The organism is uncultured Eudoraea sp. (assembly GCF_947260015.1).
Lineage (GTDB): Bacteria > Bacteroidota > Bacteroidia > Flavobacteriales > Flavobacteriaceae > Eudoraea.
The window spans coordinates 14300-30235 of record NZ_CAMYOM010000012.1 but is presented as its reverse complement, the minus strand read 5'-3'; the positions used below and the strand labels follow the sequence as shown (position 1 = coordinate 30235).

Annotated in this window: 16 protein-coding genes; 12 read left to right on the top strand and 4 right to left on the bottom strand. The window is 34.5% G+C overall.

The genetic code is table 11. From position 1 onward, the window contains the following. Nucleotides 1-38 precede the first annotated feature (38 nt). Nucleotides 39-1094 carry a response regulator gene (locus Q0X66_RS07290; protein ID WP_297704884.1) on the top strand — a complete coding sequence of 352 codons (1056 nt, stop codon included), beginning with the start codon at nt 39-41 and terminating at the stop codon, nt 1092-1094. A 93-nt stretch (nt 1095-1187) separates the two neighbouring features. Continuing rightward, on the top strand, nt 1188-2027 hold the full coding sequence (locus tag Q0X66_RS07285; RefSeq protein ID WP_297704762.1) for a universal stress protein: 840 nt from the start codon (nt 1188-1190) through the stop codon (nt 2025-2027). 88 nt (nt 2028-2115) lie between these two features. On the opposite strand, the gene trxA is transcribed toward Q0X66_RS07285, so the two are convergent. Next, nucleotides 2116-2415: a thioredoxin gene (gene trxA, locus Q0X66_RS07280; protein WP_297704760.1), complete on the bottom strand. Its 300-nt coding sequence runs from the start codon at nt 2413-2415 to the stop codon at nt 2116-2118. A 119-nt stretch (nt 2416-2534) separates the two neighbouring features. On the opposite strand from trxA, the gene Q0X66_RS07275 reads away from it, so the two are divergent. The 10 genes from Q0X66_RS07275 to Q0X66_RS07230 all read left to right on the top strand — a co-directional run bounded on the left by Q0X66_RS07275 (nt 2535) and on the right by Q0X66_RS07230 (nt 10026). Continuing rightward, nucleotides 2535-3380, top strand: a complete 846-nt coding sequence (locus Q0X66_RS07275; protein WP_297704758.1) for a universal stress protein — start codon at nt 2535-2537, stop codon at nt 3378-3380. An 18-nt stretch (nt 3381-3398) separates the two neighbouring features. After that, nucleotides 3399-4232 (top strand): universal stress protein, encoded by an 834-nt coding sequence (locus Q0X66_RS07270; RefSeq protein ID WP_297704756.1) that lies wholly within the window; start codon nt 3399-3401, stop codon nt 4230-4232. A gap of 18 nt (nt 4233-4250) precedes the next feature. Continuing rightward, on the top strand, nt 4251-5099 hold the full coding sequence (locus Q0X66_RS07265) for a universal stress protein (RefSeq protein WP_297704754.1): 849 nt from the start codon (nt 4251-4253) through the stop codon (nt 5097-5099). Between the two features lie 96 nt (nt 5100-5195). Further along, nucleotides 5196-5612, top strand: a complete 417-nt coding sequence (locus tag Q0X66_RS07260; protein ID WP_297704752.1) for a hypothetical protein — start codon at nt 5196-5198, stop codon at nt 5610-5612. 42 nt (nt 5613-5654) lie between these two features. Further along, on the top strand, nt 5655-6497 hold the full coding sequence (locus tag Q0X66_RS07255) for an ATP cone domain-containing protein (protein ID WP_297704750.1): 843 nt from the start codon (nt 5655-5657) through the stop codon (nt 6495-6497). Between the two features lie 18 nt (nt 6498-6515). Further along, a complete protein-coding gene (locus tag Q0X66_RS07250) occupies nt 6516-7880 on the top strand; it encodes an MBL fold metallo-hydrolase (protein WP_297704748.1) in 1365 nt (454 codons plus the stop codon). A 76-nt stretch (nt 7881-7956) separates the two neighbouring features. Further along, complete coding sequence (locus Q0X66_RS07245) at nt 7957-8382, top strand: hypothetical protein (RefSeq protein WP_297704746.1); 426 nt, start codon at nt 7957-7959, stop codon at nt 8380-8382. A 106-nt stretch (nt 8383-8488) separates the two neighbouring features. Further along, complete coding sequence (locus Q0X66_RS07240; protein ID WP_297704744.1) at nt 8489-8932, top strand: hypothetical protein; 444 nt, start codon at nt 8489-8491, stop codon at nt 8930-8932. A 10-nt stretch (nt 8933-8942) separates the two neighbouring features. Beyond that, complete coding sequence (locus Q0X66_RS07235) at nt 8943-9602, top strand: hypothetical protein (RefSeq protein ID WP_297704742.1); 660 nt, start codon at nt 8943-8945, stop codon at nt 9600-9602. 133 nt (nt 9603-9735) lie between these two features. Next, nucleotides 9736-10026: a hypothetical protein gene (locus tag Q0X66_RS07230; protein WP_297704740.1), complete on the top strand. Its 291-nt coding sequence runs from the start codon at nt 9736-9738 to the stop codon at nt 10024-10026. A gap of 236 nt (nt 10027-10262) precedes the next feature. Here the strand turns inward: Q0X66_RS07230 and Q0X66_RS07225 are convergent, their stop codons facing one another. From Q0X66_RS07225 to Q0X66_RS07215, 3 genes are all read right to left on the bottom strand, one after another. After that, complete coding sequence (locus Q0X66_RS07225; protein WP_297704739.1) at nt 10263-10760, bottom strand: heme-binding domain-containing protein; 498 nt, start codon at nt 10758-10760, stop codon at nt 10263-10265. 122 nt (nt 10761-10882) lie between these two features. Then, entirely contained in the window at nt 10883-11767 is an 885-nt protein-coding gene (locus tag Q0X66_RS07220) for a dienelactone hydrolase family protein (RefSeq protein ID WP_297704738.1), read from the bottom strand. Between the two features lie 51 nt (nt 11768-11818). Continuing rightward, entirely contained in the window at nt 11819-15760 is a 3942-nt protein-coding gene (locus Q0X66_RS07215; protein WP_297704736.1) for an AsmA-like C-terminal region-containing protein, read from the bottom strand. Between the last annotated feature and the right edge of the window lie 176 nt (nt 15761-15936).

Genomic DNA, 15936 nt, shown 5'->3' with positions numbered 1-15936 from the left:
CAAGGGGTTCTTTTTAAACCGTAATAACTGCTATTATGATCAAAAAGGTTTTATTAATTGAAGATGATACTGCTTTAAGGGAGAATACAGCCGAATTATTGGAATTAGCACATTACAAAGTCCTTAGCGCTCCTGACGGGGAAAAGGGAGTATTGGTTGCCAAAACTAGTCTCCCGGACGTTATCTTATGCGATATTATGATGCCAAAGTTAGATGGATATGGTGTTTTTACCGCCCTGTCCGAAGATAATAGGACCAAGTCAATTCCTTTTATATTTCTCTCTGCTAAAACAGAACGAAAGGATGTTAGGCAGGGTATGGATATGGGTGCTGATGACTACCTGACTAAACCATTTGAAGAATCTGAACTTATTGGTGCTATTGAGAGTAGGATAGCCAAGTCCAGTATTCTTAAAGAAGCACAACAAGAAAAGTTATACGATGATTTAGCAAGTGAAGCCAGAGTTAAGAGTATTCATCAGCTGAAGAATTTTATTGATGACAACGGCGAGGAATTCAGGTTTAATTTGGGGGAATCAATTTACAGGGAGGGCGATAACTCAAATTTGGTGTATCTGGTAATAAAGGGGAATGCTAAAACTCATAAACTTGATGAGCAGGGGAAAGAGCTGATAACAGGAATTTACAAAGCAGATGATTTTTTTGGATTTACCAGTTTCACTAAGAATATACCATACCAGGAATATGCCACAGCTATGGAGGATTCTGTCTTAATTGGCCTTAATAAGGATAAATTAATAATGGTTTTGGAGCATAATGGGGAATTGGTAATGGAGTTGTTGCAACTTTTGTCGGAAAACCTATCTCAGATCAAAGAGCAGTTGTTGCAGATGGCATATGGTTCTGTGCGAAAAAAAACTGCGTCTACTTTACTTAAATTTACCGAAAAGTTGCAGGAGGATGAAGCCGGAAATATTCACGTCTTAAGGAGTGACCTTGCAAGTGTTGCCGGAATGGCTACTGAAACTCTTATTAGAACTTTATCTGCATTTAAGAAAGAAGGTATAATTGAGATTAAAGATAGAGATATTAAAATTTTAGATATGGATCGGTTACAAAAGATTCCCGATTGAATTTTTGATGATGAACAGTTAGTGTACATGATGATAATCATTTTATGGTTCAATTGGTGATCGTAGTTTTATCCTTTAACAAATCAGACTGCAATGCAACGTATTTTAATCCCGACAGATTTTTCCGAAAATTCTCGTAATGCCATTAATTACGGGCTCGAATTATTTAAAAAAACCAAATGTATTTTTCACATTATTCACATCAACCCGATCCCCCCATATTCAGGTGCCGGGTCTTCAGTTAAAGGCACCTCGATCCTGCTTAGGGAAACCGTTTTGACTGAGAGTAAAAAAGACCTTAAAAAACTTTTGAATTATATTGAAGAACATCATAAAAATGAATTACATTCTTATGTTTCCATGGCAAAGTATGATTTTTTTGTAGATAGCATAAAGAGAGCAGTGGAAGACAAAAAGATTGACCTGATTATCATGGGTACTAAAGGTGCAACCGGACTTAAAAAAGTTTCAATGGGAAGTAATACTGGCGATGTGATTACTAGAGTAAAATGTCCTTTACTCGCGGTGCCGGAAAATTCTACTTATAAAACACCAAAAGAAATTGCCTTCCCAACGGATTTTCATATCGCCTACGATATTAAGGTCTTGGATAATCTAGTTGAGATGGCCACAATGAACAATTCTATATTAAGAGTTGTCCATATTTCAAAAAAAGGTGAAATGCTGAGTGAAGAACAATTGAGTAATAAAGATTTTTTACACGATTATTTGAGGGGAATTGACCATAGTTTCCATTCTTTAACCGGTTCCAAATTGGAAACTTCGATTCAGTGTTTTGTTGAAAGCAGAGATATTGATCTTGTAGCCATGGTGGCCAAAAATCTAAACTTTTTTCAACGAATCCTCTTCAGGCCCGCCGTAGAAGAAATTAGTTACCATACAGATATCCCATTTTTGGTATTGCACGAGTGAAGAATAGCAGAAATTACTATGTCTTTAATCATTGATTTAAGTTCAAGATAAAACCATAATGGAAAGCAATCTTCAGAATGTGCTATTGTTACCTATAGGATTCAATGATATTAATTAATTCTTCCTTAGGTAATACCCCCGATTGCCTCCATACTTGCTTTTTATCCTTGAATAGCAGCATTGTTGGAACACCTCTAACCTGATATTTAGAGGCAATAGATTGATTTTTATCTACATCTATCTTAATAATTTTGATTTTATCTCCCAATTCTTCTTTTACCTTTTTAAGGATAGGTCCCAACATTTTGCAGGGCCCACACCAATCTGCATAAAAATCTACAAGAACAGGAATATTGCCAGCTGTTAATTTTTCAAAATTTTGTTTCATGTTCTGATAATTAGGTGTAGCTAATTTAGAAAAGTTATGGAATTCAGTAACTGATTAATGTCATGGTTTCTTGTCTTGCTTAGTATTAATTTTAGAGCGGTTCTAAAGATAAATTAGATATGAGGAAAGTTGTAGTGCCCACAGATTTTTCTAAAAATGCATTTAATGCACTCAAATATGCCTGTCAAATATTCAAGTACACAAGATGTGACTTTTTTATTCTACACGCGTATGCAGATGAGGTATACCAACAAGACCAGGAGGTAGTGCGAAGTAAGTTAGATGAGTTAAAGGAGGTAACCTATAAGGATTCTGAAAAAAAACTGGCAAAAATTTTAAAGGACATATTTGAGTATTCGCCTAATCCAAAGCATAAGTTCAAACCTATTTCGGCTTTTGGAACACTTACTGATGAGGTCAACGATCTTATAAATATGGAGAATGCAGATATTGTGATAATGGGCACAAGGGGTGAAACTAATGATAGAACAATAACCTTCGGAAGTAAGACTATTCAGGTTTTGAAATACGTGCAATGCCCTGTACTTGCAATTCCCGAAAATTACAAATACCATCAGCCAAAAGAACTTTTGTTTCCTTCAGATTATTTGGTACCTCATAAAAGGAGGGAATTAAAACTACTGTGTGAACTAACAGGTTCCTATAGGTCATCTATTCATATGCTTTATATAGATTCTAATAAGAAACTTTCATTTCGGCAGGAAGACAATATGCGATTTTTAAAAGAATGTTTGTACAAGGCCAACTTGTTTTTTGAAACAACAGAAGGGAAGGATAAAACCATTGCCATCACAAAATATATTGTCCACAAAGAAATAGACCTGCTGGTAATGGTCAATTCCAGACATTCACATCTTGAGCAAATGTTGCATCAATCCACTATTGAAAAAATAGGTTTACACATAAAAATCCCATTTTTGGTTTTACAAAATCTGTCCCGTTAACATTTAAAATAAGTACTGATGAAAAAAATAATTCTTCCTACCGATTTTTCCTATAATGCATATAACGCTATCTCTTATGCTATGAACCTCTTAAAAGATGAGAAGGCAACTTTTTATCTTATGAATACCTATACACCGGCTATTTATCAAACAGAATATTTGTTGCACAGCCCCGGTCAAATTGGTCTTGGAGATATTTACCAATCAGAATCTATAAATCAACTGGAAGAACTGAAAAAGCAACTTGAAAAAGAGTTTAAGAATCCAAAACACACTATAATACCACATTCTGCTTTTAATATCCTTGTTGATGAAGTAGCTGCAATGGTTGCAAGCGAAGAAGCTGATTTGGTTATTATGGGTACTCAGGGAGCAACCGGTGCAAAAGAAATCTTTCTGGGCACACATACGGTGCATGTTATTAAAAAAGCTACCTGCCCTGTGATTGCAATTCCTGCGGATTTTAAATATGAAATACCCAAAAAAATACTCTTTCCAACGGACTATGAAGTTGAGTACAGTGAAACACAATTAGCGGGTCTTCTTAATTTATCCAAAATACACAATTCCAGTGTTGAAGTCATTCATATTTCAAGCGGCTATGACCTTACCGATCTTCAATTGCAAAATAAGGCTAAATTGGAAAAAATATTAGAAAAAATCCCTCATTTGTTCCATGACCTCCCAAATCAGGAAATCATAACAGGAATAAATAATTTCCAACTAAAAAACAAGATGAACATGTTGGCAATGATACAGAACAAACACACCTTTTTGGAAAGTCTTTTTATAGAACCAGTTATTAAGAAAATAGGGTTTCATGTTAGCATTCCTTTTATGGTTATTCCGTAATGTAAATCTGAAAATTCAATGAAAAATATTCTTATTGCCACAGATTTTTCAAACAATGCTTACAATGCACTTTTTTACACCACCCAATTGTTTAAAAATCACAATTGTTCATTCCATATTCTCAATGCTTATACTGAGCATACCCCACTAAAAAGTAATTCCCAGGCTGCAGGGCGAAACTTAAGTTTGTTACAACAACTGGGTGAGGAGTCTCTGGAGGGTTTAAATTCTTTTTTACATAGGATTAATCTTGATATCGCGAATAGTAAGCATCATTTTAGTATTCATTCTAAAAATGAAAATCTAATTGATGCTCTACAGCAGGCCATTAAAGAAACCAACGCAGATCTTGTTGTAATGGGGAATAAAGGGAAGACCGGGGCCAAATCCATTTTTTTAGCCAGCAATGTGATCAAATCCATAAACGGTATCAAGGATTGTCCAATATTAACCATACCAGGTGAAAAGGAATTTGTGTTACCTAAAGAGATTGCTTTTGCTACGGACTATAAAAAGAATTATAACGCTAAATTGTTACAGCCTCTGCTGACATTTGCCAGAAATTGTGATTCTTCTGTTTGTATTGTTCATATAAATGAAGAAGAAAGACTCGGCCCTGTTCAGAAGTCTAATTTATATACCCTTAGAGAGTATTTGGGACCAATAAAACATTCTATTCATTGGATGCCTGATTTTTCTAATAAATCCAGCGCGATTACAAATTTTATTGATGAATTGGGTATAGATATGCTGGTAATGATTCATTACCAGCACGGTTTTTTGGAGAAATTAACCCGTGAACCGGTAATTGAGAAAGTAAGTTTTAATATTGAAATACCCTTTCTCATTCTCCCATATACTGACTGATCAACATCATATGATAAGTCATAGTTTGGATTTAGTTTTATATAGTCATGATAATTCTGAACGATATAGTCAATACTAATTTATAATAATATATCCATGAAGAAAATAGGAATTTGGTTAGATAAAGAAAAGGCACATTTGGTTACCTTAAAAAATGAAGATGTAAGTTTCAGGACTATTACTTCAGAGATTGAGTTTTTTCACCCAAAAGGCGGAGCACGCTCTAAGACCAAATGGGGTCCGCAGGATGTGGTACAGGATAGCAAATATTTGGAAAGAGAGAAACACCAATTGAAATCGTATTTTAAGGAATTGGCAAAGACCATGAAAAATGCAGAAGCCATAGCAATTTTTGGCCCTGGAGATACCAATACCAAATTTTACAAGGAATTAAATGAAAATCATAAAAACCTGGCATTAAAAGTTAAGACCGTAGAGAAAGTAGATAGTATGACCGAAAATCAGGTCAAAGCCCTGGTCAGGGAATTTTTTAATAAAAAAAGCAGAGTTTAAGATTTTACAAATCTATGGAGACCATCTCAATTATCGCTTATAATGGCAAATGAAGATTTTCTTATAGTTAAGGCTTCGGGTGACAAAGTGTTATTCTCAGAAGAGAAGTTACGCACGTCGCTGAAACGAAGCGGCGCAGACGATAAAATGATCTCTCAAATCTTGACTCTTGTAAAGGATGAATTATATGATGGAATCACAACCAAAGAATTATATAATCGGGCCTATAGTTTTTTAAGACGCAACAAACCGGTTTTCGCTTCAAAATATAAACTTAAAAAGGCCATATATGAATTGGGTCCAACAGGTTTTCCGTTTGAAAGGTTTTTAGGTGCTGTATTAACATATTCGGGATACAAAATTCAGGTTGGCAAGACTGTTACAGGGAAATGCGTGAGCCATGAAATAGATGTGATTTCCGAAAAAAACGGATCTATCATAATTATTGAATGCAAATTTCATGGAGAACAAGGTCGCAATTGTAATGTTAAGATTCCATTATATATTTATTCCAGATATCAGGATATAAAAAATTCAAGGTATAAAGATATTTCAATTATTAAGGAGCCAGATGAATGCTGGGTAGTTACCAATACACGTTTTACTAAAGATGCCAAAATATATGGTAATTGCATGGGGCTCTATCTTCTGAGCTGGGATTATCCGAAAGGGGATGGTTTAAAAGATCGAATAGACAGACTGGGTCTATATCCCATAACAGTTTCAACACTTTTGACCAAAAGAGAGAAACAATTTTTGCTAAGCCGTGATGTAGTCCTATGTCGTCAATTATTAAAAGATAGTTTTTATCTCGACCATTTAGGCGTCTCGGATATAAGGAAAACTAAAATTCTAAACGAGGTAGGCAAGCTTTGCAAGCTTTGATGCAATTAATTCGAGATAATGGTTAAAGTACATTTTTTAGGGGCTTCGGGTACGGTCACAGGATCTAAATTTTGCATTGAAACAGATGAGCCAAACATTCTCATAGATTGCGGGATGTTTCAGGGCAGGAAGGACCTAAGAAAATCTAATTGGGAACCATTACCTTTTTCGGCAGACTCAATAGATGTTGTTTTATTGACACATGGTCACCTTGATCATACGGGTTATTTACCCAGATTGGTAATAAACGGATTTAATGGTAAAATTATAGGAACTGCCCCTACACTTGCCATAACAAAAATAATATTGCTCGATAGTGCAAAGATAAATGAGGAAGAAGCAGAATTAGCAAATAAGGAGGGGTATAGTAAGCATAGGCCAGCGCTGCCACTTTATAACATAAAGGATGCAGAAAATGCAATAGCTCTGTTTAGACCTGAAGAATTAAACCAATGGACACAACTTACTGAAAATATCCGGTATAGATTCAGGTATAACGGGCATATAATTGGTTCAACTTTTATCGAAATAGAAATTTCCGGAAAGCGTTTTATTTTTTCCGGAGATGTAGGGAGGCCAAATGATATTTTGTTAGATCCACCGGTAAAACCTGAGTGGGCCGATTTTCTTTTTATTGAAAGCACTTATGGCAATAAATTGCACCCACAAGATAATGTGGAGGATAGATTGGTCGCCCTGGTCAATAAAACATTATATGAAAGAGGAAACCTGCTCATCCCTTCTTTTGCTGTAGAACGTCTGCAATCTCTGATGTATTTATTCTGGAAGCTTTATAGGAAGAATAAAATACCAAATATTCCCATTTTTATTGATAGCCCTATGGGCAACAACGTACTTTCCATATTCGAACGTTTCCCAAATTGGCATAAGTTATCTCCAAAGGAATATAAGGCGATGTGTGCCCACGTAAATATTATAGACTCCTACAGACAAACATGGGAAACTATAGACGATCCCAGACCAAAAATTGTTATTGCCGGAAGCGGAATGGTTTCAGGTGGAAGAATTCTCACTTATTTACAACAATTGGTAGATAATCCGAATACCAATGTTTTATTGGTTGGTTATATGGCTGAGGGAACGCGAGGAAGAGCACTTTTGGAAGGGGCTCAGGAGCTTAAGATTTTTGGAAAATACTATGCAGTGAAAGCCAGTATTCATCACGAAGAAAGCTTATCAGCCCATGCAGATCAAAAAGAGTTAATAGACTGGATGGATTCTATTAAAAATATTCCGGAGCGTGTTTTTTTGATTCATGGAGAGCAGGAAGCCCTACTAGAATTTAAAATTAAAATTTCAGATGTATATAAATGGCATGTGCATATTCCTGAAATATTTGAAACGGTTGAACTTATTTTTTAACATTCACATGATTTTTATCATTGCTCGTAATTCAGATCAGGAGTAGTTTTAAAAGAAATGGGATTAAAAATCAATCATGGAAGATCAAACTGCAAATAATAAACTGGATACTCTGCAAAAATTACATTTAGATACACAGAAATGGAAATCTTCATTTTTCTTAATGAACGATGAATTATTATTCATAGAACAACTACTTCACTCCTATGTATTTGAGCCCAACACGCCTAATTTGTTTGAGCGTTTACAAGACTATCTTGAGCGTCTGAAGCATATTAAAGGTGATAAGACAAATATGCAGAAACTTTTAATACACCATGAAAATAATCTTGGAGGGTCCATTGAATGTAAAAACAGCAAATGGGATGAAGACGTTTATATGGAACATGAGAAGCTTAAGGCCAATGTGGCAAATTGTTTACAGAAGTTTCAAATCTTAAAGTCGGAGATATTCAATTATGCGGGTGGTATTTTAAAAAAAAGAAGACCCGACTATAATTAATCCTAACAGGCATAATAGCTACCTGATAATTATCATTTCTTTTGTTTTTATAAAAAACTAAATTGGAATCACATAATACATATTCACTATTATAAAATTTAACAAAATGAAAATTAAAGAAAACGCGCATCGTTATATTGAATGGATAGATCCGGAAGAGATGCACAGAACAAGCCTACTATGGCTATCGGAATTAAGATTTATGAAAGATGAACAATTGTTTTTAAACAATCTTATAAAACATTATACCGTACAATTGGTTGATATAAAAATTTTTGGAAAAAGTAAAGCAATTGTAACTGCTCTTACTGATCTGGAGAAACAAGTCATTGCTCTTATGAAAAAGGTTCAGGCTCATGAAAATAAATTAGAATTAATGATTGATGACGTTGATCAAATAGAATTGGAAAAGGCTTACCGCGATACCCACAGAGAATTGGCCAGCAGCATGGATCATTATAAAGAAGAATACAGGGAAATTAAAACCAAACTTTTTGATTTAGTTTCAAATGTGCTAAAGAAGGAGAAACAAAAGCGATTATTAAATTAATTAAAAGCATATGAAGAAAGCACTTACTTTAGTTGCATTATTATTCATGGGATGTTCGTCCTCGGAATTGGTAGATAATTGGAAAAATCCGGACATTATAATTTTTGACGCCAATAAAGTACTTGTTGTGGGGATGACTGCTAATTCTAAAGCTCAGGAAGAATTTGAAACTAAAATGAAAAGGCATTTTTCCAAAAGGGGAGTGGAGGCTATGCGAAGTGTGGATTTATTTGATGTTGGATTTACTGATTCTGAAAGGTCAGAAGAAGAACTCGATGATGTTGAACAATCACTTCTGGATAAAGATTTTGATGCCATTTTATTTACCAAAATTCTGGGTGCTGAAAATAAGGAGACCTTTAGGAAGGAGATAACAGATATAGATAATTTTAATGCTAAATTCAAAGACGATTATATATCACATCAGGATATTTATTATGATGAGAATTATTATGATGAGTATAAGGTCTATCATGCTGAGACTTCACTTTATTGTATATGTGTAGGGAAGGAACGACAACTCATATGGCGTGGTATTATAGATATAACAGATCCCTCAAATACTAAAAAGGCAATAGATGACTATATAAAACTCGTGGTTTTTGCCATGGAGGAACAGGATTTGATTTTCCACAAAGAAACGGATGAAGAAGATTCAACCAACCTTTAGCAGCCATTTCACTTGATTTAAGATTAGAAAATTTCATGCTTAGATTTTTTAAAAGCCAGGGATGATATAATTAATATTTTAGACTTGGCGTATCAATTAAATTTGTAATTTACTTTGATAAAAAGGCTTGGTCATGCGACGTGTAATCGTAGATTTTAAAAAACTAAATAAGGACATTCTGGATCTTCTTGTCACCAAATATCCTGATGGATATGATGATGACAATATTATCACATTTAAAAATACATTAAACGAAATAATAGAATGTGTAGAAGTAAGGACGGATGATACTGTATATCTGGTAAAAGTAAGTAAACGTCTGGTCGAGGCCATGGAAGATCATGACCTGGAAGACAATGAAATCATCGTAGAAGATGATGAGGATGAATTGGAAATAGATGAGATAATGGATGACGAAAAATAAAGAATACCTTTCCAATTAAGTTAAATACTACCAGCCTGAACCATAACTGGATAATGAATTCAAAATCACATCTTGCCTTCCTCTGCTTAAATTTCAATATTTCTTTAACTCATTTAAAACTCATTGTTTTTGCCATCGAAGAGCAAGATTTATTTTTCCATAAAAAACAGACAAAAAGGAGTCCACAAGCTCTTAATAGCCATTCATCTGAATTATGATTAAACGGGAATTTAAACTTATTGTCGTCTCTTCGGCATGACAAGGCTATCCGCAGGATAATTTTCTTTTAAATAGGTCATTTGATCTTGTGCCCAAACTATAATCTTTTGCCTTTGTTCTTCAGTAAGATTGGCCTCTTTGTGTAAGCCGAAATTGGTGTAAGAGGGTAATGGCATTTCTTTCTCTTCTACCATTTCAATAGTTTCTTCAAATTTATGATTCTGAATGGCTATGGGCATTTTTACAAAAGTTGAGAAATTTAAATGTTTCTTCCCATCTATCACATGATCATTAAGCCACCATGCTACCGGTTGTACATTTGCGTACCATGGGTATTCTGTTTTATTGGAGTGGCAGTCTTTGCAGGAAACCTGCAATAATTGGTTTACATCATCGGGAACCTCATATTTCGTGGAAACGTCATAGGTTCGTTCGTTGGATTCGTTTTTTTCAGGGCGGAAAAATTGTATTATTATCAATACAATGCCCAATCCTATAAAAACTTTCCTTAACATGATTTATAATTTAAGTTAGTGTCTAAATAAATTTAATTTTAGACTTTGATTTTATCCGAAGGTTTAATTAATAAATTTTCTGCGTACTCTCTTATAAGGATAAAGAGACAAAAGTATATCCTTTACTTCAGGTTTTTATTAAAAAAATTAATTGTTCTTTTCCAGGCCAATTCAGCGGCCTCCTTATCATAACGTGGAGTACTTGTGTTGTGAAAACCATGATTTACATCAGGGTAGGTATAAGCCACATATTCCTTGTTATTTGCTTTTAAAGCCTCTTCATAAGCCGGCCAGCCCTCATTAACTCTTGTATCCAATCCGGCGAATTGCAATAATAAAGGGGCATTTATTTTATCGATATCTTCTTTGGGTTGGCCACCGTAAAAAGGCACGGCTGCTGAAAGACCTGGAACTTTAACGGCCATCATATTTGATATCCATCCGCCAAAGCAAAATCCGACTACGCCAATTTTACCACTGCATTCGTCTTGGGCTTTTAAATAGTCATAAGCAGCAATAAAATCTTCCAGCATTTCATTTCGGTCACGTTCTCTTTGCATTTCCCTGCCCTCATCATCATTCCCCGGATATCCGCCGAGGGGGGTCAGTGCATCCGGGGCCAGTGTGATAAATCCTTCCAAAGCTGCCATTCTTGCCGTGTCTTCAATATATGGGTTTAGCCCTCTGTTTTCATGTACTACAACTATGCCCGGCAATTTTCCTTTTGTCTCCTTGGGCTTGGAAAGAAGACCCTTAATGGTTCCCCCACCTTTAGAAGATTCATAATTAATATAATACGAATCCAAACGGGGATCATTCATTGATACCAGCGCAGTATCTAGGTAATTAGGCATCATAAAGCTCATAAGAGAAGAAATAGTGATACCGCCTACAGCATAAAGGGACAATCTTTCAATAAATTCACGCCTTTGCATTTTATTATGAGCATAATCATCATAAAGATCAAAGACTTCCTGTTTAATATCTTCTTTTTTAAGTTTTTTCATAATCGTATCATTTTGAAATTAATTAATAATCGGATCAAACTTTCAAATTTTTTATTCCAATTTGTTGTCGCGCTTATATTTTCTTCTTAACAATCTATTCTCTTTCATCATTATACGGTATTCACTAAGCGAGTCCCTTTCCTTAAAATATTTCTTCTCAGATAAATGAAGCTTGTATTGAGTTTTATCGATGTCCTTATCTTTACTTTTAGCCTCTATATATATTTTTTTGCCGGCTTCTATATATTCTGTTTTTTTCGGAATTTTGGTTATATCCCTATTTTTAAAATTGGATAATGGTATTGCTGTCCACAGGCTGGTAGGAACATCTTCAAAACCCAAATGCCCGGCAACAAAAAAATCTAATGCTGTGGATTGCACCTCCATTAAGGGGAATTCAACCGTATTATTTGCAACATAAAGGATATTTTCAATGGATCCGAACCGAATATCTTCAAAACGTTTTTTCTTAAAAATGATATTTCCGATTTTAATAATGGGTTCAAAACCATTAATTTCTAATTCCTGAAGATCAAACCCTATAGTTCCTCTTAATGAATTAGATACTATTCCCGTACTATCTATTAAATCGCCTTCAAGTCGTGTATTAATACTTACTTTCCCATCTATTTTATCGGCTTCCCTAATGGAGGGGATATTAAAGTAATCAAACGAAATTAGTAATTTTTCCAAGTCGATATTATCCGTTGAAAACCCAAGAGAGAACTGGGTTTCAAATGGATCCGTGATATCTAAATAAGCATCCAGATTTACTTTGCCCTTATAAAAGTCAAAAGCGGTATTCTCCAGATAAAGCAGATTTTCATTTTCAAAATAAAAACCCGTATTGAAATTGTTTATGATGAGTTTATTAAATATGAATTCATCTAATTTAACGGAAAGTTCTGGCTGGTATTTATTGTAAAAGTCTTTTACCACATTTTTTAAAGCCAGATTACGATTTGTTTTTTTTACTTTCTTTACAGAATCTACCGTATTGAAAAGGTCCAAAAAGTCACTAAAACGCAACTTCTTTGAATAAATATTGAGTTTTGAGCTCATTCTTTCATAATTGCCACTTATTTCAGGTAAAATTGACGTAATATTATTTAATTGTCCCTCGAGTATTATTTTGTCTCCGGACGGCAGATCAATATTCATAGATTTAAGGATAGCATCATCATTGAGCATATCTATTTCAAGTACACTAAATGGTATACTTACCTTGCTTGAGTTATGCACCATAGCACTATTCTCTATCTTGAACATAGCCGTAGCAGAGGATATCAATTCATTCATGTTTTCAATATCACCTATGACTTTTGCGGTAATTTCCAAATCGCCTCCCTCAAGTAAAAAGGTGTCATAGTTTAAAAGTTCATTTAGCTGCGTAGGATCACCAAATGCCCTAACGTCTACATCTACATTAGTTCCTGCAGATTCGGATATATCTAACTGAGCAGCAAATTCTACATTACTTTTTTCATTGTATTCAAACCCACTTTCCTTAAGAACCAGGCTATTGGGGCCATCAAAATATAAACCAGCAAAAAAGCCTTCTAAAACCATCCAATCTAAGTATTCAAACCTGTCAATGGCTATACCTAGTTTGGGATTGAACTTAGTTTGAAGCTCCCTTAGGGTTTCTTTGATACGACTATTAATACTTGCTACAGAATCTTTTTGTTCTTTTTTTGTTCCTTTTTGAAAAACATCTATAAAATCGTCCCATTGCAATCTATCAGAATGAAGATTGATAAAGGTATCAACCTGGTCAGTATTGGTTGAAGAAAGAAATCCACCAAAATTCTCCAGTCTTCCGCTGAAATTTATTTTATCTTCCTCTCCTATCCCTATTTCCAGGGAGTTGAGGATAGCCAAATTGTTATCAATTTGTACATCCAATAAATCAATTGGTACGGTAAGGTTAATGGGTTGGAATAATACGCTGCTATTTGCTAATCTTAAAGTGCCATTTAGAGCATTTAAAAAATCATCCATTTGGAGTACGTCCCCATAAACCTTCCCATTTAAAGTAAAGCGACCACCATTAAAAAAGAAAGTGTCACTTTTAAAGATATCGTTCAATATTTCGGGGGAGCCTGTTACATCAACTTCCGCATCTATTATAATTTGTTCAGCTTGTTCAAAATCAAGAGCAGCATTGAGCTTAACCGCTCCTTCCCTGATTTCAAAAGCCGTGTTGTTAAGATTAAGATGATTTACATCACTAAAGGTCAATCCTGTGGAGAAATTAGTCAATTGAAAGGATTTATATCCAAATTCCTCAATATCTACGGCAATGGAAGGATCGAATTTTAAATAGATTTTTTGAAGTAATCTTTTTAATACAAAAGAAGATTTTTTTACTTTTTCTTTAGGTCCTTTATTGGGATTCTCAAAAATGTTCACAAAATCTTCCCATCTCAATTTAGTGGATCTTAAGCGTAAACTAGTTTTTGCTGAGACCTTGGCATCTTTGTTTAAAAGAGAGGAAAAATGAGAAGCCTCTCCGTATATTTTTAGATGATCAGAAGAACCCAAAGGAAGTTCTAAAATCTCTAACACAGCCCTGTTTTTTTTGAGATTAATATTTAGTTGTTTTACAGGAATAGAGAGCTCGTCTTCTATGTCAAAAATGTCCGTATTTATCACCTTTAATGTGATATTTGACTGCGTTAGCAGATCGGCAGCAGAAGTTGCATCCCCTTCTAATTCGGCCATTAAATTAAAGTGGCCTCCCTTAAGCGTAAAAATAGCGTCATTGGTTAGTGAAACTAAATTTTCAGGGATACCGTCTACTTTTAAAGAACCTTTAATGAGGGCTTTATCTTTTGGAGTGCTTATTAACATACCGTTATTTAACTCAAATTTGGTCTCTTTGTATATCCCTGTAACGGAACTGAATTTGAGTTTTGAATCTTTTTTGTCTTCAGTTTTGGCCCGCTCATCGTCATATATTCTGTTGGTAAAACTTCCAGTGAATGACAAATTATCCAAATCAAAACGGTCAATTATTAGGGCAGAATTTTCAACACTATTAAATTTAACATGCACAAGAGGGTTAGAAAATGGCGCAAAACTTCCCTGAAGGGTGGTGTGGGTGGAAAAAGCCCGGTCAATCTTATACTTGTTAAGTTTAAATTGTATATGATCCGATAGAAGGCTTACAGTTGGCTCATATTCTGTTTCTTCATTCACAAGCTCAAATAGAAAACTACTTTGTCTGGAAGTGTCAAAATCTGCTGTTAGCTTGAATATTTGATCTTTTATGGATAAATCAAATGAAGGGATATGAATTTTGTTGTTAGCCAGGTCTATTTCAGGATACATGGTGCCTTCAATCTTGGAATCTTTGAGATAACTCCCTTTTTCAAGGTTAAATCCCAGTTGTGTGATGTGAGCATCCAAATCCATGGAAGAGGTTATTTTATCCGGACCAACGAGGAGGTTTGATGATATTTCGTTTATCGTAAATTTAATTCTTTTATGACGCGGAATATTTTGTATATCGAAGGTAAAATTTTCAATATCAAAGGACATTTTGTATGGCTTGAAGATTTCAGAGACTCTATTTTCTTTAGGAAGGGAGTCTTTATTCGCGGTCAAAGCTGCCAGATCTTCTTTAGTAATGACGGAGGAATAGTTCGCATTTTCTATTCGCACAGATTTTACCTGAATCTTTTCTTTCAATAAACTCCTTACGGTTAGATTTAGATACACCTTCCTGGCTTCAAAACGGGTAATTTTTGAATCGGACGAATCTAAAAGCACCATGTTTTTCACGTAGAATGCCGGATTGGTAAAATTGCCCCAACTTCTTAAGGTAACATCGTCAAAACTGACCGTGCCATTATGTTTTTCTGAGATGGTATTTATAACGAAGTTGACGACTTCTTCTTTATGCCCCTTTACATAAAAGAAAATAGCCCCGAGTGCAATTCCTAAAATCAGAATTAAACCGACAATAAATTTTATTATTTTTTTAAGCATGGGGTATTTTTCTTTTTATAGAGGAAGGCATTAATAAAGCTGCGTTTAAAAATAAGAATTTTGGATTGATGTATTTAATATTTATTCTTTTTATAACATAATAATCGTTAGACTCATCTTATTATTTACTAATAGTGATTGACTTCTAAATGTAGCATGATTTTACAACTGGGAAA